The 20,481-nt window shown below is 43.5% G+C and carries 17 protein-coding genes and 1 pseudogene; 5 read left to right on the top strand and 13 right to left on the bottom strand.

The features are described from left to right. Window positions 1–4 precede the first annotated feature (4 nt). The 5 genes from ACRYI5_RS01185 to ACRYI5_RS01165 all read left to right on the top strand — a co-directional run bounded on the left by ACRYI5_RS01185 (window position 5) and on the right by ACRYI5_RS01165 (window position 3,396). Window positions 5–427: an ImmA/IrrE family metallo-endopeptidase gene (locus ACRYI5_RS01185; RefSeq protein WP_448223976.1), complete on the top strand. Its 423-nt coding sequence runs from the start codon at window positions 5–7 to the stop codon at window positions 425–427. Between the two features lie 161 nt (window positions 428–588). Then, complete coding sequence (locus tag ACRYI5_RS01180) at window positions 589–798, top strand: hypothetical protein (protein ID WP_448223975.1); 210 nt, start codon at window positions 589–591, stop codon at window positions 796–798. A 6-nt stretch (window positions 799–804) separates the two neighbouring features. Further along, entirely contained in the window at window positions 805–1,503 is a 699-nt protein-coding gene (locus ACRYI5_RS01175; RefSeq protein WP_448224291.1) for a beta-1,6-N-acetylglucosaminyltransferase, read from the top strand. A 388-nt stretch (window positions 1,504–1,891) separates the two neighbouring features. Further along, window positions 1,892–2,830 carry a hypothetical protein gene (locus ACRYI5_RS01170; protein ID WP_448223974.1) on the top strand — a complete coding sequence of 313 codons (939 nt, stop codon included), beginning with the start codon at window positions 1,892–1,894 and terminating at the stop codon, window positions 2,828–2,830. 341 nt (window positions 2,831–3,171) lie between these two features. Continuing rightward, a complete protein-coding gene (locus tag ACRYI5_RS01165; RefSeq protein ID WP_448223973.1) occupies window positions 3,172–3,396 on the top strand; it encodes a hypothetical protein in 225 nt (74 codons plus the stop codon). A 442-nt stretch (window positions 3,397–3,838) separates the two neighbouring features. Here the strand turns inward: ACRYI5_RS01165 and ACRYI5_RS01160 are convergent, their stop codons facing one another. From ACRYI5_RS01160 to ACRYI5_RS01100, 13 genes and pseudogenes are all read right to left on the bottom strand, one after another. Beyond that, window positions 3,839–5,287, bottom strand: coding sequence for a catalase (locus tag ACRYI5_RS01160; RefSeq protein ID WP_448223972.1), 1,449 nt, complete (start codon window positions 5,285–5,287; stop codon window positions 3,839–3,841). 360 nt (window positions 5,288–5,647) lie between these two features. Beyond that, window positions 5,648–6,379: an isochorismatase family protein gene (locus ACRYI5_RS01155; RefSeq protein ID WP_448223971.1), complete on the bottom strand. Its 732-nt coding sequence runs from the start codon at window positions 6,377–6,379 to the stop codon at window positions 5,648–5,650. A 140-nt stretch (window positions 6,380–6,519) separates the two neighbouring features. After that, window positions 6,520–7,659, bottom strand: a complete 1,140-nt coding sequence (locus ACRYI5_RS01150; protein ID WP_448223970.1) for a GH25 family lysozyme — start codon at window positions 7,657–7,659, stop codon at window positions 6,520–6,522. A gap of 12 nt (window positions 7,660–7,671) precedes the next feature. Then, window positions 7,672–7,923 carry a hypothetical protein gene (locus ACRYI5_RS01145; RefSeq protein WP_448223969.1) on the bottom strand — a complete coding sequence of 84 codons (252 nt, stop codon included), beginning with the start codon at window positions 7,921–7,923 and terminating at the stop codon, window positions 7,672–7,674. Then, on the bottom strand, window positions 7,920–8,231 hold the full coding sequence (locus ACRYI5_RS01140; RefSeq protein WP_448223968.1) for a hypothetical protein: 312 nt from the start codon (window positions 8,229–8,231) through the stop codon (window positions 7,920–7,922). Before ACRYI5_RS01140 ends, ACRYI5_RS01145 begins: the two co-directional genes overlap by 4 nt. Before the next feature lie 157 nt (window positions 8,232–8,388). Then, window positions 8,389–8,688, bottom strand: coding sequence for a hypothetical protein (locus ACRYI5_RS01135; RefSeq protein ID WP_407880655.1), 300 nt, complete (start codon window positions 8,686–8,688; stop codon window positions 8,389–8,391). A 14-nt stretch (window positions 8,689–8,702) separates the two neighbouring features. Continuing rightward, window positions 8,703–9,152 (bottom strand): hypothetical protein, encoded by a 450-nt coding sequence (locus tag ACRYI5_RS01130; RefSeq protein ID WP_448223967.1) that lies wholly within the window; start codon window positions 9,150–9,152, stop codon window positions 8,703–8,705. A gap of 2 nt (window positions 9,153–9,154) precedes the next feature. Further along, window positions 9,155–10,213: a hypothetical protein gene (locus ACRYI5_RS01125; protein ID WP_448223966.1), complete on the bottom strand. Its 1,059-nt coding sequence runs from the start codon at window positions 10,211–10,213 to the stop codon at window positions 9,155–9,157. 46 nt (window positions 10,214–10,259) lie between these two features. Continuing rightward, entirely contained in the window at window positions 10,260–11,432 is a 1,173-nt protein-coding gene (locus ACRYI5_RS01120) for a hypothetical protein (RefSeq protein ID WP_448223965.1), read from the bottom strand. 57 nt (window positions 11,433–11,489) lie between these two features. Continuing rightward, entirely contained in the window at window positions 11,490–12,710 is a 1,221-nt protein-coding gene (locus ACRYI5_RS01115) for a hypothetical protein (RefSeq protein WP_448223964.1), read from the bottom strand. Continuing rightward, window positions 12,703–13,665 (bottom strand): annotated as a pseudogene (locus ACRYI5_RS01110) (phage tail protein). The gene ACRYI5_RS01115 and the pseudogene ACRYI5_RS01110 overlap by 8 nt, the downstream one beginning before the upstream one ends. Window positions 13,666–13,818: 153 nt before the next feature. Then, the gene (locus tag ACRYI5_RS01105; protein WP_448223963.1) at window positions 13,819–14,640 is read right to left on the bottom strand and encodes a phage tail domain-containing protein; all 822 of its coding nucleotides are present in this window, start codon (window positions 14,638–14,640) and stop codon (window positions 13,819–13,821) included. After that, window positions 14,640–20,471 (bottom strand): phage tail tape measure protein, encoded by a 5,832-nt coding sequence (locus tag ACRYI5_RS01100; RefSeq protein ID WP_448223962.1) that lies wholly within the window; start codon window positions 20,469–20,471, stop codon window positions 14,640–14,642. Before ACRYI5_RS01100 ends, ACRYI5_RS01105 begins: the two co-directional genes overlap by 1 nt. Between the last annotated feature and the right edge of the window lie 10 nt (window positions 20,472–20,481).

The raw sequence follows: 20,481 nt of genomic DNA, 5'->3' as shown, positions 1-20,481 counted from the left end.
TTACTTGGACATTAAAGAAATCACGAAATACATGACAAAAAAATATAAGACAGCTGACCCGTTTCGGATCGCTGAATTGCTGAATATTCAGGTTGACTGGATCAACATTGGTCATTATCCACTGGGCAAGGTTGTTTACGATCAGGACGCACCGGTTATTTTGCTCAATGACGCAATTAACCACACACCCAAGCAATACTTCGTTATGGCCCATGAACTCGGTCACATTGTGCTGCAAGAGGGTCTCATTGGTTACTATACAACGGCATTACACGGACGTTCTTCACTGGAAGAACAGGCCGATGAGTTTTCCGTTGCCTTGTTAAGCCAATACTTTATTGAAGAAAATGAACGGCTTCCCGAAAACTGGGAAGAGTTGGTTCATTCTTATGGCTTTCCAACGCTCAACGGCACACAAATCATTTAATGACCATTATTATCCATCGACACACTGGTCAATAAACAAAAGTTGCTTGAATTAAAAAGGCTCTTATTAACCCGTTTTACGCATTAATAAAATTGAATAAACATTGCGCTTCAAAAGCACTTTATTTATTGGACTGCACTGTGGAAAATTGAGGATTTATTATGGAAAAGCACGCATACCTTATCATTGCAAATCGTAATTTTGAACAACTACAATCATTGGTCACCTTACTGGATGACCCTCGTAATGATATTTATATTTTGATTGATAACAAGGCAAAAGTGGATTCACTACATCTAGTTGTTCAACACTCACAGCTTAAATTAGTCCCGCGGATTAATATTTATTGGGGTGATTTTTCGCAAGTTTAGGCTGAAATCGACTTAATAAAAGCTGCCACAAAACAAGGTCATTACTCGTTTTATCATTTATTATCAGGACTGGATTTACCACTAGCAAATCAAGATTATATCCACACATTCTTTGATCAGCATATTGGTGAAAATTTTCTAACATACAGTGCTCAAGTGGCTCAATCCGATTTAGAAGTTCGCATGATGAAGCACCATTTATCTAAGCATTATCGCGATCGCCGGGTCTTTTATCGGATGTTTAACAAAATCGAAGGAAAATTCTTGAAGCTAGCGGCCAACCGTCACCCAAGTAAAATTAAACATGAAATTGAATTTGGATCAAACTGGTTTTCAATTTCGCATGACCTTGCTACCGCTGTGGTCCAATCTGAACAATGGATTACGTCAACGTTTAGTCACGGATTCTTAGTCGACGAATTATTTATCCCAGCAGTTATCAACCATGCGTCAGCTAACTTTAAAATCTACCATGCTGAAAAAGTCCATGATAAACCAGATGAACTCCAAGGCAATTTACGCTACATCAATTGGTGGGACGGATCGCCTTATACCTGGCGTAGCCAAGATCTTTCGAAATTAAAGGCTGCTAAAGAAATGGGTCACCTCTTTGCCCGTAAGTTCGATTCTTCAGTTGATAAAGAAATCATTACGATGGTCATCGATCAACTGGTTAAGGACCCAATCGATAATAATAACGATTAACGTAGAGCGTTGATTATGGAGGCTAGGTTCACTAGGGTAAAATGTCCCCCAAAACCATCCCGAATTAATTTACTTCATCCAACGTAAAAACGGTCACCATCAAGGGTTAACAACCCATAGATGGTGACCGTTTTTTATCAGGCTATTCGTACTCAATAATTGCCATCCTCTGTGAACAGCGCCGCATAAGCACTCGCCCGGAACTATCCCCGAATTATCCCCCAAATTATGTCTTTTTCCTCAATGCATTTTAAAATTGGGGACATTCTTTAATGTATGCCGGTTGATCGTTAAAGCATCTTTTTTGTGAATTGAAAAATCACTTGCTATTCTGTCCATGCATCATTAAGAACGGAACTTTGTCCCTTTCGCAAACAGGAGGTTATACATGTCACAGCTTAGAGCAGGATACTATGATATCCGCGGTGCTAGGTTTCTGCAACACACATATTTACAGATGACCGACAATAAGCTTATTAACAGACCAGTGAATTTTAACTGTTACGGAGGCCATGACGATCGTCAGTTAGGAAAAATTTTAGAAAAAGGTAACACCCGCTCCACTAATGTGACTTGTGATGAAAAAATTGCTTTTTATTTATCAACGATGAACGGTCGTCCACGCTTCAACGAATCGGAGCAGAGTAAATTCTGGTCATGGTCCGGACTTGTTTACGGTCTTGGTGGTGTCTGCCATCAAATGGCCAATACGATTTTAGCAGCTGCCACTCCTGATGATGTTGCACATGGATGGCTCTTAAAGCCACCATCCTTTTCTGCCTCAAAACTGCTATTTTCAAATCGAGGCATGTTTGGTGCAGCTCGCGACTACACCATTCAGACTTTTATTAACAAACTTGTTCGTTTTGAACAACTCCCAACGGAACAACAAAACTCGGAAAGTGCACAACGAGATTTAAATTCTGAACTCCTTGGAGCTATTGATCCCTACTCCAGACTTAATCAACAGTACCTTACCATGCCATATCCAAGAAATTCCCGTGCAAAGGAGCTGTCATCTTACATTAACAATCAAGATTCTCTAAATACTCTCTTAGATACCGTTGACAAACGTGTGTTCCAGCAGAAGCAAAAGCTTGATCGCGATTTACTGTTGGATAATATTGCTCACGCAGACTACACCGCCAAAGTTAACGCTTTGGCCCAAACACTTGCTACCAACGTTTTTAAACTGCAATCTCTTGAATCTCGAAAAGCATCTTTCCCGGATATGACCATTGCAGATTTAGATAAAACAAATATTGTGGAGACCGAATTCATGCCTACTAGTTATGCTGATTACCGTTCTGAATTCGGTCTAAAGTAAAACCAAATATCGATATCGTTATCTCAGTTTGGGTGACAACCCTTTTTGCAATTGAAAAACAAAATCATCAAATCACAACAGGCTTTCACTTTCTAAATTAATAGGAAGTGAAAGCCTGTTTTATCATTTTCAGACTATATCCACATTTAGCTCATTTTCAATGCCCATTACACCTTAAAAGGGTTTTAAATGTGATTAAAAGAACAAAATAGCAATCATTTAAATTATTTTATGAATATCTATCAAGTTAACCCCTTGTCAAAAAAGCGTTATTGTATAGTTGCTGTTTTTACTAATTTGTGATTAAATGAACTTAAGTTTTAATAAGAGAGGTGTTTAGAATGGAAATTACTAATGTTGAAGAATTTTTACCGGAGTTAAAGAGCGTCTTACGTGGCTCATATTCAGACGATCATGCACTTGTTGGAGGTGTGTTAAATCGTTTACAGGAGTCTAATACCTTACACTATGAAGTAACCCGTTGGCGTGCCAACGATTCATTAGATCATGAATTCACTTTTAAACAGGATGAGCACGGTAATTACACGTATGTTTATAATCGTTAAATTCATTTGTCTTTAATGTCTACTTCAATGCGCATTTATTAAAGGACGTGGCTTTTATCATGATAATTACTGATATCGAAAAATTTCTACCCCAATTAAGAGTGTCTTTAAATGAAACAACATTTGGTGGGTGTCATCCGTTAAATGCCATTTTCTCTCGGTCTCAAAAATCAGACACATTCCATCATAAAATAACTCGTTGGTAACTCAGTTTATCAACCAGCACCATTGACATTATTATCTTAGCTGGTATTACAACCTTATTCGTAATCAAAAAACATAATCGCTAATCACAAATAAAGGGTTCCAACTCCTTAATAGGTAGATCATCATGTTTACGGGAGTTTGACACCTTACATTACGAGGTGATTCGTTGGTAGTTGTTTACTTATTTATAGAACCAATAAAAAGGAGACTGTAATTATACAGTCTCCTTTTTTACCTATTGGACATCAGTGATACTAAGCCCAAGTGCTTTTGCAACCCGCGTACCATATTCTGGATCGGCCTTATAAAATTGTTTCGTTTCGAGAATCTTAGTTTCAGTGTTATCAACCGTCCCTAACCGAGTTTGAATAGCACTAATTAACCTTTCTTGTTCTGCAGGTGTCATGAGTCGATATAACCTACCCGCTGCAGAGTAAAAGTCTTGATCATATGCTCGGTAAGCTCCGGTTTCACCAGATACAGGTTCATGACTCGGCGCCGCATCAGTATCTTGAACTGGGCCATTTTTGCTATTTGGCTCATAATTGACACTTGCATCTTGCTGTTGCGCCATAAAACCATCCCGCTCATAGTTATCGACTTTAACTGTATCTAACGGACGGTTGGACTTAAGCTGCTCATAGTTGGCTCCTAGACGATAGCGTGCAGCATCTTTGTAAGCAAAAAGCCGTCCTTGTAACAGTTTATCATTCGATGGCTCAATTCCGGGAATTAAATTGGCTGGTGAAAACGCCGCTTCTTCGATATCTTCGAAGTAATTTTCAGGATTTTCATTCAGGGTAAATGTCCCGATTTTAATTAATGGATAATCCTTATGAGAGACTACCTTTGTGACATCAAAAATATCATATTTATAGTGAAGTCCTTCGTCATAAGGCAATATTTGAACACAAACATCCCATGAAGGAAAATGTTTGTTATCAATGGCATCATACAAATCATGAAGAAGGTAATCCGTGTCCTCACTGGCAATTTTAGCGGCTGTTTCATCGGTCATATTTTGAACACCTTGTTGACTAATAAAATGATATTTAACCCAGTATGTGTTGCCGGCAGCATTGACCCACTTAAAAGTATGACTTCCGTAGCCGTTCATTGTCCGGTAGCTAGCCGGATTACCACGATCGCCCATTAAATAGGTCACCTGATGAACAGACTCTGGAGAAAGAGACCAAAAGTCCCACTGCATGTCATTACTACGGAGATGTGTTTTAGGATCGCGTTTTTGTGAATGAATAAAATCAGGAAACTTTAACGGATCATTAATGAAGAAAACAGGAGTGTTATTTCCGACAATGTCATAATTACCCTCATTCGTATAAAATCTCATGGCAAAGCCACGCACATCGCGGACTGTATCTGGATATCCGGCCTCACCAGCGACTTGGGAGAATCGAATAAGCATTGGCGTTTTTGTATTTGTTTCGGTAAATATTGCGGCCTTTGTATAGTCGCTCATATCACGAGTCAACGTGAAATAACCCTTGGCACCAGCTCCTTTGGCATGAACAACACGCTCAGGAATTCGTTCTCGATTAAAATGGGCGAGTTTCTCCAATAATTGATAGTCTTCAATCAAAACAGGACCTCGTTCACCCGCAGTTAACGAATGTTCATTATTGGCCCATGCTTGTCCCTCAGCAGTAGTTAATTTTTTTGACATAATATTAAACCTCCAAGATACTAATGCAACGTGATTAGAATAAATTCTATTTGCACCACAATGTTCTCTTATAGGGCTTCTTTTATCAAACAATATACACTTTAATTAAGTGTATAATAATTTATTTTATATAAACATTATATCTCATGTATTTTAAACGACGTGAATTAAGTGTAAGTAAAAAAGGCTCTAGCCTCCTATAAAATTAGGAGATTAGAGCCTTTTTCATACTCAGTTCACAAATTCAACACCCATTCATTGTCTCTGTATTTTTTTTATCTTTGTCATTCGATGGGTTAACAACCTCTTGACTTTTTACACGCCACCATTGCCATTGCAACCTCTGATACTAGAATACATTTAGCCCTCTTTAAAGGGATTAGCGACATTTGCATTAAAACTATCTATAACATATCCATATTCAGGCAGATTATCAACAAAAGGTGCCAAGGCAGCCTCTGCGGTCGGTAATTTCCAATCTGCCTGCAGTTCGGCGGCTAGTGAAAACACCGTCTCTAACTCTGCACCAGCATTAGCCATCCGACTAGAAGCTGCGTCGAATTCAAAGCTATTCCACGCACCACATGCATCAATAACTGGGAACACCTTATATCCATCATTTAACATTGATAATGTCGGAAATGTGCAACATGTGCCAATTGTAACTGCTGCGATAATAATATGGGTGCGCTTTGTTTCATCGACAATTTTTTCAAAAGCACTTCTAAAACTCGGATCTTCATAGGCATTGATAATTCCAGTACGTCGATAAATGGGGTTGTCAGGAAAAACCGCCTTTAGTTCAGGAATTAAATCGCTATTTTGCCACTGTGCATTTGAAGTAGCCAACATTGTTGGGATGTTCATCGCTTTGGCAATTCTTCCGAGTCCAACAATATTATTTTTCAATTCACTTAATGATTGGTGCCGAGTACTTGATAAGAGCCCCGTTTGGTGATCAATCAACAATAAGATACTGTTTTCAGGTGTTGGCTTTGAATGGACAAAATTACCAGCAGCTTTTGCTTCTTCCGCAGATTGACGATCCTCTAGTGCTTTATCCGTGATTGGGCTAACAACATCTTGATTCATAATTAATTCCCCCATTTTTAACCCTTCATTTTAGAACCTCATTAAAACACCTGAATATCTAAGTTTTCAAATATCTATTCTCGAAGGCCATTGATTTCTAATTTATAAAGTCTACCTTTTAGGAATTTATAAACTTGCTTCTAATAATATAAAACTTGTCCGGGATAAATCACGTCATTAATCGACTGTCCGTTTAAGGCCGCCAAACCATACATATTGTCGCCATACTGGTTGGCAATGCTCCACCAGCTGTCACCAGATTCAACCACGCACAATCGTTGCGAAACCGTTTGTGTTGAGGTTGAACGTGAGCCAAACTCGTCACCACTATCAACACCCATAGCTACATAATGATCGTGACCGCTGTAACTCATATAATGGGCCCACACATAGCCACCGGCAATGAAAACGTGGTCGTAGTAAATGGTATCACCATCATGCAATTGGCCGGCGATGTCAGCGCTCGTTTGGTCACCGGTCCGCACGTTAACTGTTTGGTTAGCGGTGAATGACCCGCTTTGCATGTAATCTTCGTCAGCGTGCTTGATGGCCTCGCCTTGATTGGCTGCCGGCGTATCCGTCTTCGGGTTGTCGTACTTCGTATATCCGTTGTCGGTAACTCCTGTTAGATCAACGTTGCCATCTAATCCACCCGCTACCCGAGTTGAAGTGAATTGGAACATCTGCACATTGTCATACGTTGGGAAAAAGTTGTAGTTAGGGAACGGCGTTACCGCGTAGTTCGGGTACTCAGCTAACCACAAACCATACTTGGAAGACAGATACTGTAACCCGGTGTTGTTAACCAGGAAGTTCTTGTACCCGTATAACATTGGCGTATAACCAGCTTCTTTAATCCGGTTCAATGCGTAGTCTAGTACAGCCGTATTTTGCCCACCCGCTTCTACATCGAGGGCCACAATGGACCCCTTGGGCGTTTGTACCTTAGGCAGAAAGTAGTTCAACGTGTAATCAGCTTGCCACTGCGTCGTGATGTTTTGCCACCAGATGTAGGTGTGCATGCGCATACCATCAGCAATACCAGTCGATACCTGACTATTATAAGTAGCTTGGTCGTACAGTCCTGCCCCCGTATAACCACCGATCTGGGCGACACTAAACGCGTCTGAATCGGTACCCTTAACTGCATTAAAGCCATTGTACACACTCGTGTCAGTGCCAAGGTCACCAATGGCTGCTAAAGCGCTAACCGGTGCTGAGGCCAAAGAAAAAGCGGCCAGCATAGCCGCCCCAGTTGTAATAATTCTATTTTTCTTCATGCTTCCTCCCTTCTAATGTTTTGGCTCGTAACCATCATCAGTAGTATCTTCTGGTGTATGTTTATCCGTTGCCGTTAATACACCTGCTGCGGTAAAGATAGAAACAATCGTTGTGATCCCGCCGTATAGTGTTGTTGCCTCAGTCTTGCTTACGACCCAGCCCAATGCCGTCGCAACACCAATACCACCGGTCACAATTGCTGTCAGTAAGGCAGTCCACGCACTACCAGAATGCACGTTGAAATTCAGCTTAAATTGCTTCATTTTTCCTCCTTATAAAAAACAGCACCCTCAACTTTTGAGAGGCGCTGCTCATGATCGTCAATGCGCGTTGAATGACTGTTAAGTCGTCGGTCTTGTTCATCGTTCTTATCGTGCAAATCTCTGTGTTCGTTAACCGAACTAAGCGACAAATTATTAAACTGTGTTGTTAATTCGGTAATCATCTCACGGACTAATTGCCGCATCATTCGTTGAATAATGGTAACCAGCCAAATAACAAACCCGCCCACACCAGTCAAGACCGCAATTAGAGCAGCCCAATCCTCAATACTCCACTGTGTTACATTCACAAATGCATCCTCTTTCTGCGTAAAATAAAAGACCACTAAGCAGTAAGTTCCTTAAATTGGTCCTGTGTGATAATTCCATTGTCCAAATAGAACTGGAAGTATGAAACACTGGCACCCCATGACTTAAACATCTTTAAATCGTCAAATGTAGGAAACATTATGCATTCGCCCCTTTCGTCGCGTTACTTGCCGTTAAGGCGGCCACTTTTGTATTCAAGGCTGCCACTTGCTGCGTCAAGTTCATCATCAACAACTGATCAGTCGTGGGTTGATTTGCTGTCTGATCTGGTGTTGCTGGTAAACGGTCCCCAGTCCACCCGTTCGACGCCGGGTTGTAAACGATGTTGCCCACCAGTCCAGTAATTGGCGTTGCTGTGGCGTTTTCTGGCACCTTATCGCCCACACCGGCACCAGCGTATGCAAATGTTTTCGGGTCATATTTGTAGTATTCAATCATGTCTTTTCTCCTTATTAATTACTTGCTGGGTAGTCGTCACTAGTGATTGCGGTGCCTTTGGCATTTACCCAAGATGAATCTGGATTGTCGGTCACTGCGGACGGAATAACGAACGCCCGAGTTGCCAAACTGCCATCTGGGTTAACAACCAAGAATCCAGAGGCCCAGTCAGCTGGCTTGCCATCAATGATTCCTGGCGCACTTTCTGCCGTCAAATAATTATTGGTTGTTGGTCTGAATCCCGCTGGGATAAACCCCGCATCCGTAAACTGTACCCATCCCTTGACTTGCTTCCGGTTGTTATCGACTGAGAATGAGTACATAACTGTGTTCCCAATCCGTTTAGCGGTCACGATATAGCCATTGGGGTGATGTCCGGTCCACGTAAACACTTGCTTTTCACGAGATAAATAGTCATTCAAAATCTTATCCCAATTAGACGTTCCTCTAGTAATTAAATCCATCTCTAACCTACCTCCATAAATTTAGTATCGCCATTTGCTTGAAAAGAAATGTACTGATTATTTTTCTGATCCACCACGGTAAGCAGCTTCCCATCATCGCTGATGTAGGTATTCCCCGCTACTACCCGTAGATTTTTAATGTACAAGTCCATCACAGTTGAATCATCGCCGTGAACCTGACATTGCACTTCAATCTGTTCCACTGGTTTATAAGTCACTGGATCAATCTGCGGCTGGCCAGCACCATAATTGTAGGCAAAAGCCACCACGCTCGGCAGCGAACCGGTAAACTTAACGTTTTGAACTTGTGGCGCAAACACGCCCACGATTTCATTGATTTGCTTCTGAATACCATCAAGTGCGGACTGTAATAAGGCAACTTGCGCTGGCATCGATCCCGTCGCATCGTCCAACTGCTTTTTAATGTTGGCCATGTAAGCCGTGAACGCCTCTAAATCACTGCTGGCAGTGGTTTGAGCATTGCTCAAAATGCCTTCAAATTTCTGATATTCCGCCTGAAATTGGTCGTACAGTGATTTGTACAGAGCATCTAATTTGGTTTGGAAATCACTATCGAAATCGTGATTGGTCACTGATAGTGTTGTAAATCCATTAGGCATGACGGATAAACTAAAGTTAACTGTTCCTAGGATTTGCGGGCCTTCCGACACCTGCAACATCAACTGCTTATATGAGCCAGACGATAAAAACCATTCCTCAGGAAGCAGAAAGATTGCCCGGCCAATTCCCCAGTTATCTTTATCACTGTCAGACACGCCATCGAAGCTTAAATGCTGCACCTTGATCTTGCTTTCAGCATCTTCACCGTACAGTGTTAGTGACGTGTTTTGCGTGAAATGCAACGTCTTCTGGTTGCTCGTCACACGAATTGGCAACGGCCACAAGCGATCACCCATACGAGGGTGCATGGGAATCTGATAGCTCACAATCTTTGGATTAGTGATATCCACGCTACTATACCCATTGACAGAATCATCAACGGGCACTTGATCCCATTCTGGGGGATTATTTACATAATCGTCGTTAAAATTTTGGTCCATTTCTTCACACCTTTCTAATTAGTAGTAAACAAAAAGAACTTGCTGCTTAGAGTAAGTTCTTTTTAAATGCTTCTTGATAAAGTGACAGTGAATTAAATGCGCCACGCCAATTATCATTCAGTAGTTTAATGTAATTGTCATCAATGGTTAGCCCAGTTGGCGTCATCAACTGCGGCGCCACGTAAACATTGCCATCGTCATCCTTAACCTTGTGTTGTCGCAACACGTCTGTCAGTAGCAATAAATCTGCATTAATTGGCGCGAACATGTTCTGTAACTCTAGATAAAGCTTACGGTCAAGACTATTACTAGTTAACTCACTAATTGGACTAACCACTAACGTGTCATCGTATTCGTAATTGAACTGATTTAACAACTCTTGCAGTCGTTGCGTAAATAGATTCAGGTTGTTGTTCATCGTCCATTTAAGGTCACGAACAGAAGTTATCGACATCTCTTTAACGGCCCATTGCTTGATCAGTCCGAAATGACGAGGCATGTAATTCAATCCCTCAATCGGTTTTAGCGCTGACCAGTTAGTCAGATCGTTGTTAATTGCGGTTGAATAATACAGCCGCCGCTTCGGGATCCAACCAGCCCATGGGTCGCTGTACAGTACCCATTGACCATCGATCAGGATCATCTCTGGCCCTTCGTCATTTAACCCGCTTTGAACATCGGGGAAATTTGTGTCGACGGGCGTGTAAGGCCCAGAAAGCGTATCACTTCGATATAGTCGAATAACTAGATCACGTTCACGCACCCATAAGTAATAATGATCATTGACAACGGTGACATTCGGGTCAATCGGGCTGCCCTTGACGTAGTTAGCAACCACTTTTTCGCTAGTTGTCATGTCAATGCTGCCTGTGTCCGGGTCAAAATCGACAACATACAAATCGAAGTCCTGCTCAGTTCCGTTAGGTGGCGTTTGGGCATAAATGATGTGCCAACCGCTATTGTCATTGACCCACTCTGGCGCCCAGGTCATACAACCTGGTTTGTCAATCGGATAAGACAATTGATCGAACTGTTCCCAGTCCTTTGTTCGAACAATACCACCGGTATAAATGACGTACCAACATCCATCGAATTGCGCCAATGAGGGGTCGCGCCAGCCGAAATCATACTGTTTTAACTCGTCCCAGTTGATCCCATCGTTTGAAGCGATTAAATGACTAATTGTAGGCCCAGGCCATTTAATTTCATCGAACGTCATGGCCAGGTATACATACTGCTGCGTCTGTTCTAGTAATGTCGTAACTAGGCCCCCTTCCTAATATTTAAGCGGTATCCGCGCATCAAACGCACGTGGGAAATTACTGCTAACACTAAACATGTACGTGGCGCCAAGCGTCACACCGCCATTGACCAAACCAGACATAACCACGTTGCCAACACCTGCGTTTACCTGGCTAACGCCAATGCCAACTCTTTTGTCCACAGGCAGTTTAGGCGTCCCAACAATGCCAGTGATATTAACAGCGTCCCATTGAATATTGGCTGCCTGTTCGCTTGCGCTTAAGATAGTTGCATTGACCTTTAAATATCCACTATTTGCTGACAATCGAACCTCTTCCACTACCGGGCTGCCAACACTCCAATTGGCATTAAACGGTGTTATTTTGGAGGACAAATCCGTCACAAGTGGGTACTGATTGCCGGCTAAATCTGTTAGAGCTGGCACGAAATCATGCTGCTCAAATGCAGAACTAACTACCATGCAAAGCGGTGAATCGCTATAACCGCAACTAATCCGAATAAACGCCGTCGACGCTACCGCATATTTATAGAACTCGATGATGGTCCGTGGTCTGTCACCCGTTCCCTTAGCAGTGATGGTCCAAATCGTTGAACTTAAAAACTTCTTGTTGGCATCAAAATAAGCCACAGTTAGTTGGTCGTTGATTTCAGCACCCCAGCCGACGCAAACTAGTTGCGCCGTTGAATCGTAGGAAATCAAATCAGAAGTGATTGCCTTGGCATTAACGACGGTAGGCAATCCGCTAGAATCTAATGACTTACCAAGCGTTTGTGTTTTGTTGATCCAGTAGTTGACGGGTAACCCGTATTTTTGAGTTAATGCGAGATCAGTCTGTTTGGCTAAGCCACTAACATCAGGGACCTTAATCGCACCTACCGCGGTAGCTATATCTGCCCTAGTGGCAATATCCGGCTTATCCGTAATACTACCCCAGGGCAATGTTGTAACTTTAGCAGCGGCAACAGCACTTGATACATCCGCTTTAGTCGCCACATCTGGTTTGTCCGTAATACCCGCCCAAGTGAGCGTTGGCACCTGAATACCACCAATTGCGGTCTTTAGATCATTCTGCGTAACAAGGTCCGGTTTATTGGCGATGTCCTTCCATTTAAGTAACGTTTTAACCTGGGCATACAGGAACTGGCCGGTTAATCCAATAACCGCATTAACGTGCGTTTGCGGGTAAAACTGCTGCTGCGTGCCCGGAAGCGCCACAGGCCTAATGTCAGTCATTTACTTCACCAACTTTCGGCAAGATGGCAATATCCGGTTTCCACTTGGCTGCCTCGTTCTTCAATGATTCAATCGTCTTTCCTGAATCCTCATGCGCGGTCTTTAAACCAGCCATGATTTGCGTAAAACTTTGGTCCAAATTACCAAATGTCACACTTTTAGATTCAGGATTAACTAAGTCGCTTGATGTTTCACTGACGCGCGTTAATACATCCACACCGTTACGGTCTCGGATATACCCATAATTACCAATATGACCATCATTGGTCTTTCCGCGCGGTGTGTTCTGCTCGAATTGATTTAGCGTCGCTGTTCGTTGAACCTGTGGCGTGTCCTGAATTTTAGTCTTCAAATAATTCAGCAATGAGGTGTTATCGGTAAAACGTTCATCACTCACGGGATCAGCGTCAATAATGCCCCACTGTGCTGCGTTTGGACTTGTATACTCCGCAGTAGCCTATGGGTGCTGATTGTCATCCATCTTACCTGTTCCCTTAATGTGAGTGGCAATACCAGTGAAGTCACCTTGATCACTCATCGAGAACAAGTCTAGGTTATCCAACCACACAAAAGCTTTGTCTTTGCCAACCTTCTTGTAAATATTTACATGCGAATTGCTGTATGACCATTCAAAACCAAAATCACTCATTAACGTGTTTAAGAACAAGTCAAAGCCTTTTCCACCACCAAAATTCTCACTAAATGCGTAATTATCGAAATTATCGTGAATGGTATAAGTCACACCAGTATTGGACGTGATTAGCTTAAGACATGCATCTAATGATTGTGTTCCCGTCAACACGCCTTCTATATAGTGGTCATTCCAATCATGAAGAACACCAAGAAAGGTGGCCTTACAGCTGCGATGGTCGCCCACGTTGGCTCCACTAGTAGTCTGAATCCGATATTGCTCACCGGTATCAGTGTCGATCAATAACGTTCGAGGTTGCAACATTCCTGCGGCCGCTTCGTTCAAACCGTTGTTTAAGAATGACACGTCAAGCTTGGCAATCTGGTTCAGAGTATTGGTTAGTGTAGCCGATGTAGGCTGTATTGGCTCTTCGTTTCCCGACACATCATGTAAGTACAGCATGCAATCCATCCTTTCTTAAACGTAGTAGCGGGTGGTAAACGTTAAATCGAAATCGGTTGCCCCGCTAATGGTCAACTCGTTGACACCCTTGGCAAAATCCAAATAGGCATGGTTCCCTTTGTCGTAAACGTTCACACCGTCAACGACTGGGACCATGCCATATAAAATTAGTTCTTGGTTCTTGTTCAACGACTGGTTAAGCTGAAATGTTTGACCGGTTGTTTTGTTCGTAATCGTCAATTGGCTGCCAACGTCACCACGGAAAAATAATGTGGCGGGTTTACCATCGGCTGTTAGCGGAATGCTACCGCCAACGAATACCTGCACATCTGTTTGATTCTGAAAGTGGTACGGTGGCAAGCAATTAAACGGGATGTCGAACCCAAGAAATGCTGGCTTGTCCATCGCATCCGTTGTGTTGACTGTCTCACCGAACCCGCTTGTTACTACTAAATTAACCGTAATATCTTCTGTAAGAATCGGTGAAGCACCATAAGGATCAAAACTAAACCCATCGTCAGCATGAACGGGCCAACGAATGAACGGCGCCACACTGCTAATCACGTAGAAGTCCTCATAACCACGGAACAGGTCGAACACCTGCAATCGCGCTAACTCTTGCTCCGGCGTGTCTTCCGTTCGCACATCGAACACGAGTGGAATTTTGCGCTCCATTGTGTGAACATCAGACGCCACAACGTTGTACATTCCAACTGGCGCATAACTCCGCGAAAAGGATGGCGCTGGTGGCGAAAACTTTTCCACTTGAATCCCTAACTCAGAAAGCCAATGGCTAGTACCATCTTTTAAAATGATTTCCACATCTAACTGATCCATCACTTACCTCCTCTCGTTTTATCAATCGTTACATCTTGCCCCAATGCCAGCTTAATCAGCGGATATTGTGCGTTAAATAATACGCCGTTATCCAGTTGCAAATTGATGTTGACCATCTTCGAACTCAAAGCATCCACTAACCCCTTGAGTTCACCGCCAAGACCTCCATTATTAACCGGTTGTACTGCTTGCTGTGCACTCAATTGCACGGGTTGCGGTGCAGCCATCACCGTCGGCCGGAAGCCTGACGCTTGTTCTGCCGTTGTTGCCACAAACGCTTGTTGGCCGAACGACATCTTAACTGCGTCTTCAGTGAGTTCCTTTGAATATGATGACTGATCATCTGGAATATGAATTTCCTTCTGTCCATGCTCAGAGACCCAGGCAAGTTCCTTTGAGTAAGAAATACCACCCTTATCGTACATTGGGTGACCAGTAGGGCCCCAACCACGCCGGGAGTTCATTGGCGCGATATCTGAACGCCAATTACTATCATTCAGAACGGCAAGCAACTGATCCATTAAACTTAAGATGTTGTTATGGCCAGGGATCGCCCAAGTACCGAAAGTACCACGTTTGTACTGAAAAATCCCCATTGGCAAACCAGTACCGTCGTGGTCATCATAGCCACCACCTTGTGACGGATTAGCGTTACTTTCAACCATTGCTTGATGATAAAGATGGTCAATATCAAAATCAGATAGGGTTTGTCCCATCATACTTGCGGCCATTTTAGCCGCTGTCCCAAAGTCACCTCTGCTAACAGACCCTTGACCAGTGCCGATAGCTTCAATTTCTTGCTTTATCTTCTCTAAGAAGCTCGTCTGCTTCTTTTCCCAGGTCTTAGTACTTGAACCAATGGTAGTGGGGTCGCTTCCAAAAGGCGTCATGTCGTAAGATTGATCGATTAACTTTCCCCAGTTTTCAACTGGATGTTCAAAGAACTTGAACACATCTCCAAACAGGTTCTTGAACCAATCCATGATATTCCCACCGGTCCCAGTAGCGTGCATTGGTACACCCATAGCCTTTAAGGCAGGCAACACACGCAATGTGTCTTGACCATTAAAAACCGTGGTACCTGCATTTAAGTAACGCATTGTTGGCGTGTCTGGAGACAATTCCAATTGACCATTACCGTAATCGATCAATTCGCTACGGCCACCATCACCAACCATAGCCAATTCAGGCCGAGTTAATTGTCCACGAGTACCAGTGGCGTACCTAAATTGTGATATGCTCGTTGGCTTATTAAAGCCTTGACCTCCTGGCTTACTTACTGCGTTTCCTGATCCACCCGTTCCCTTAGAAATGGTATTAATTGCATCAGCGGAGGTGTTCATATTTCCTACAATCCCATTCATGATGTTGAACGTTGAAGTCACTGGAAGGTCTCCTTTTGAATCTATCCCATTGGACCATCCCGTTGAAAATAGTTGCCCATTACTGTAAACCACACCACTTGGGGCAGTGTTATTTTCCGCATCAGTGCGAATGCCCTTGACTGTGCCTCTCACAAAATCATGTTGGCTATCCAATCCGCTCCCATAGCTTCCCATTGTTGCAATACCTTCGGGAGTCAACGTGACATTAGAAGTCTTATGCAAAAACTTAGCCAAGTCGTCGAAGTACTCTTCGGAAGTGATCGAACCGTCTTTATATTCCTTATTCAACTGGTCCATGGTTTGCTTCCCATGGCCCGTGACGTTCACTTTAGTTTTCTCACCCACAAATTTTTCCAGTGCGTCCATTTGAGCGGTTGCTTCTGGCAAACCAAGCTTATACCCCTGAGCGAGCGTCGAAATTGAATCTTTTCCAAGTTTTGATAAGTCTTGTCCATAAATTGAATCTAGCTGTTGTTTATACTGTGCTGACAATTCATCTTTATTAGTAATTCCCGTAGACAGACCAAGCTTTAGGGTACTCATGTCTTTTTCAGAAATCTTACTTAATACTTGATCTTGTTGAAAAATTTGCGTGAACTGATCGCCAAATTTTTGCTTTAAGTCCTCAGAGCTGAACGTACCATCTTTTAACCCTTTTTGAAGTGTCGCAATGTCATTTTTTCCAACTTGGCTCAGATCAGTTGGAAAAATATCAAGAGCAGATTTACCAAATTGTTTTAATAGTTCCCCTTTACTAATGACGCCTTGTTTAAGTCCTTGATATAACGTATCGAGGTCCTGCTGTCCAACCTGAGATAAGTCCTTTGGGAATAAATCGATAATGCTACTGCCAAACTGTTTTCCAGCTTGTTTTACAGTAATCATGCCAGATTCAAGCCCTTGCAATAAGGTTTGCTGATCTGACTGAGATAGTTTTTTGATCTGTGTTTCATCGTTACTTTTCCAGGTGTCAAAAAGACTCTGAAAATAGACCTGGGCTTCTTTAAACCCAACCTTGCTACCAGAACTAAAGTCATTCCAAAAATCAGCAGCGGTCTTATCACCGTATTTCCCTAAATTGATTGTGTCAGCGGTGTTAGTTAAATCAAGGCCCCATTTTTTAGCGACATCTGCCGTATTACCAAGTGTGCCACTTTGTAATCCTTTGATATAGCTATCATGAGTTTTACTAGCCGCCTGTGCCAGCTTTTCACCAGACTTTGTTTCTTCAGCCGCTAAGTCTTGAGCATCAACTTCTGCTTGCGCCTTGGCTTGTTTGGAACTTAGGCCAATATTCTCGTAGGCCTTGACCTGGGCATCCGTAAACTTTTTCAAATTGCTATTAATGGTCCCATGTGACTTTTCTTGCTCTTGAATGTACTTGGCATTATCTTTCTTCGCCTCTGCCACCCATTGATCACGGTAAAGCCATTCTTGGCTAACTTTACTGTAATACTGTGTATTGCCATAATCGTCTAGACGAATAGACGCTTTATTGAGCTTCTCCTTGTTACGAAGCATTTCGGTACCTGTGTTGTTGTAATGTTCAGCAAAAGCACTTTCAGTCTTGGTGTACTCAATATTGGCCTTTGCCTTGTTGGCATTACGCTTTGCATCAGCTACGTTCATCGCGTCGGTGTACTGATTATAGGACATCTCATTATTTTCATAAGCCGTTTTTAAGGCTTTGGTTTGCTGATCATATGTTTTTACAGCTGCATCCGTTGCGGACTGATAAGCCTTATCCGTAGCTTTTTGGTCGTCCTTATACATCTTATCGGTTAATTTTCCATGGTCGTTCGTATACCGCTGGTAAATAAGCGACTGGTCCCGATAAGACTTAGCGAACACCGTTGCACTACTTGCAATCGTTTCCTGCGCGTCTTGTAATTCTGCCTTTTGAGTTGAATTGGCCTTTGACAAGTCTCCACCTAACTCTTTGTTAAGGTCGGTAATTGTCTTTTTGGCGTCAGTCACTGAATTAATGATGTCCCCGCTCTGATCCTTAACAGATACTTTTACGTCTTTGACCCACTGGCTTCCGGCCGTTCCAAGGCCATTGCTCAATCCTTGCAACGCTTTTAGAGCATCATTTTTCATTGACGAGAATTTACCAACAACGCTGTCCGCCATTTGGCTATATTTCGAAACAACGTCGCTAGACAACTTACGGGACTGTTCACCAACTGATCCATCAAGTTCAACCATGTCATTCTCAGCTTTTGCGTGCAGATCATTGAACCCTTTCAGTGACTTTGCGGTGTTGTCACTGATGTTCATACCAAACTCATCCATCTTTTTGTTGTGGTTATTGATTTCAGCTTCATGTTCACGTTCTGACTTAATCGCGAAGACAGCGGCCGTTCCAATGCCAGCAATTGCCAATGCGGCTGGTGCGGCTCCTAGTGCAAGCGTGCCGATACCGGCATCAGCAGCCACGGACATCGGCCCGATGGCTGACAAGCCACTCAACACGCCGCGTGTTGCTGTTGAGAACAGTCCCATCTTACCGGTTACCCCTGAAACAGAAGTCCCGGCCTTGACCGCACTGTACGCACTTTCTTCCAACGCACCGCCCACGCCCTTAGTGCCTGCCGTTAAACGTACTAGCTGCTCTAATAGACGTGTATTTTTGTTAACGAAAAGCCCCACTAATGACGTCCCTTTACCCAACAGACTTAACGCTGGCCCGGCGGCGGCCACAAGTAGAGCCGTGTGAATAATGTTTTGTTGCATCTGACCATCTAACTCGGTAAATCGCTTCATCAGGTCAGTGATTTCTTTGATAACGGGCGTAATGGTTGGCAACAGCTTTTGGCCGAACTCGATTTCGAGCGCTTGTAGGCTGGCCTTAAACTGTTGCTGCGAGAACTGGCTAGTGTCACGCATGGTCTTGTTGTACTTGTCCACTGTTCCGTTGCTGTGTTCAATCTCATCAGACAACGACTTATAGCGGCCCAAGTTGGCGTCCATCAAGGTCATACCAACCTTCATGTTTTCCTGTCCGATCGTGTCATACATAAACTTCTGGCGTTCTTGATCATTCATGCCCTTATAGGCATTTTGCATCTGTCCAATGATGTCAAAAACGTCTTTCATCTTGCCGTGTGAATCGTAGATAGCGATGTTGTACTTCTTCAAGTCAGCAGCGGCTTGCCCGGTCCCAGTACCCAGTCTCGTCATCATCGCTGATAAACCAGTCCCGACAGAACTGGCATCAATCCCAGCTGACTTCAATCGCCCGGAAATTGCCAGGAACTCGTTAGTTTTGACCCCCATCGCGTGCATGGCGGCCCCAGCGTTACCACTGATTTCTTGCAGGTCACCCAGTGACATCGCCGACTTATGTGTCGCCTCCGTCATCTGATTCATTAACGCGTTACCATTCTTGATAACTGTTCCGTTAGACCCCAGGTTTTGCCCGAACTGTTCCAGCATAGACGCTGTGAGCTTAATGGACTGACCAGACTTATCAGAGTTGGCAGTCATCGTCTTTAACAGGCTCGGCATCATGCCCATGGCCTGCTTAACGTTGTACCCGTTAGAAACCAACTCGAACATACCGTCGTTGATTTCTTTAGTACCAACCCCAAACTGTTTGGACCATGAAAGTGTGTCCGCAGACAGCTGCTTCATGATTTGGTTCACTTGCTGGGTTGAGTAGCCTTGAGCCTGAACTTCTTTTCGAATGTCCTGCAATTGGTACTGGAAGTCGGACGCGGCTTTATAAGCCAGACCAAAACCGGTAACAATCGGCAGTGTTGCTCCCATGGTCGCCGTTCGGCCCAGGTTCTGCATGTTTTCTCCGGCTTCTTTAAAACGCCCAGACAACGCAAGAGCTTTATCAGCAGAAGCCGCCATCGCTGGTGTTAACCCGCCAACTGACTTGTCTAGCTTGCCGGTTTCAACGACTAGGGCCTGCTGCTGTGCTTGCAACTGCTGGTATTTAGTGCGAGTAGCCGCAACTTCAGCGCCATTTGCATTCTCATCTTGAGTAAGGTGTCGTAACTGATCACCGGTCCGTACAATTTCAGCTTGGTTAGCGGCCAACTGAGTCCGCAACCCTTTTAGCTTGGAGACATTTGCTGATGTCTTGAGTCCAGCTTCTTCTTGCTCAGACCCCACAGACTTCCACGCTGACGCACTCAGCTTTAATTGCTGAATCATTTTGCCTTGTTCAGCCTCAGCTTGTGCTAGGGCCTTTTTGGCCTCTTTAAGCTTATCGCTATTGTTGTCTTCGCTCTTAGCGAGCTTATCAACTTCGGTACGTGCCTGCTGAACAGTCGCCCGACTAGCTGCCAAACTCTTTGTAAACTCTGAAATGTGCATTGCTAACGCTGGGTTAACGTCCACACCCTTCAATGCCTGGTCTAAGGTCTTAGCATTGGCTAGGGCCTGTTTAGATTCTAGATCAACGTTAATTCTGACAGCCCCATCAACGGCCATACACTAATAC

Source organism: Furfurilactobacillus sp. WILCCON 0119, assembly GCF_053471565.1.
The sequence above is the reverse complement of the archived record's forward strand: the minus strand, read 5'-3'. Positions and strand labels throughout refer to the sequence as shown.

What these genes read in the sequence shown, in the direction of transcription:
- ACRYI5_RS01160 (WP_448223972.1), bottom strand. Translation starts at nt 5,287, where the DNA reads ATGTCAAAAAAATTAACTACTGCTGAGGGACAAGCATGGGCCAATAAT.
- ACRYI5_RS01155 (WP_448223971.1), bottom strand. Translation starts at nt 6,379, where the DNA reads ATGAATCAAGATGTTGTTAGCCCAATCACGGATAAAGCACTAGAGGAT.
- ACRYI5_RS01170 (WP_448223974.1), top strand. Translation starts at nt 1,892, where the DNA reads ATGTCACAGCTTAGAGCAGGATACTATGATATCCGCGGTGCTAGGTTT.
- ACRYI5_RS01130 (WP_448223967.1), bottom strand. Translation starts at nt 9,152, where the DNA reads ATGGATTTAATTACTAGAGGAACGTCTAATTGGGATAAGATTTTGAAT.
- ACRYI5_RS01135 (WP_407880655.1), bottom strand. Translation starts at nt 8,688, where the DNA reads ATGATTGAATACTACAAATATGACCCGAAAACATTTGCATACGCTGGT.
- ACRYI5_RS01115 (WP_448223964.1), bottom strand. Translation starts at nt 12,710, where the DNA reads ATGACTGACATTAGGCCTGTGGCGCTTCCGGGCACGCAGCAGCAGTTT.
- ACRYI5_RS01100 (WP_448223962.1), bottom strand. Translation starts at nt 20,471, where the DNA reads ATGGCCGTTGATGGGGCTGTCAGAATTAACGTTGATCTAGAATCTAAA.
- ACRYI5_RS01180 (WP_448223975.1), top strand. Translation starts at nt 589, where the DNA reads ATGGAAAAGCACGCATACCTTATCATTGCAAATCGTAATTTTGAACAA.
- ACRYI5_RS01150 (WP_448223970.1), bottom strand. Translation starts at nt 7,659, where the DNA reads ATGAAGAAAAATAGAATTATTACAACTGGGGCGGCTATGCTGGCCGCT.
- ACRYI5_RS01120 (WP_448223965.1), bottom strand. Translation starts at nt 11,432, where the DNA reads ATGACGTTCGATGAAATTAAATGGCCTGGGCCTACAATTAGTCATTTA.
- ACRYI5_RS01125 (WP_448223966.1), bottom strand. Translation starts at nt 10,213, where the DNA reads ATGGACCAAAATTTTAACGACGATTATGTAAATAATCCCCCAGAATGG.
- ACRYI5_RS01105 (WP_448223963.1), bottom strand. Translation starts at nt 14,640, where the DNA reads ATGGATCAGTTAGATGTGGAAATCATTTTAAAAGATGGTACTAGCCAT.
- ACRYI5_RS01145 (WP_448223969.1), bottom strand. Translation starts at nt 7,923, where the DNA reads ATGAAGCAATTTAAGCTGAATTTCAACGTGCATTCTGGTAGTGCGTGG.
- ACRYI5_RS01165 (WP_448223973.1), top strand. Translation starts at nt 3,172, where the DNA reads ATGGAAATTACTAATGTTGAAGAATTTTTACCGGAGTTAAAGAGCGTC.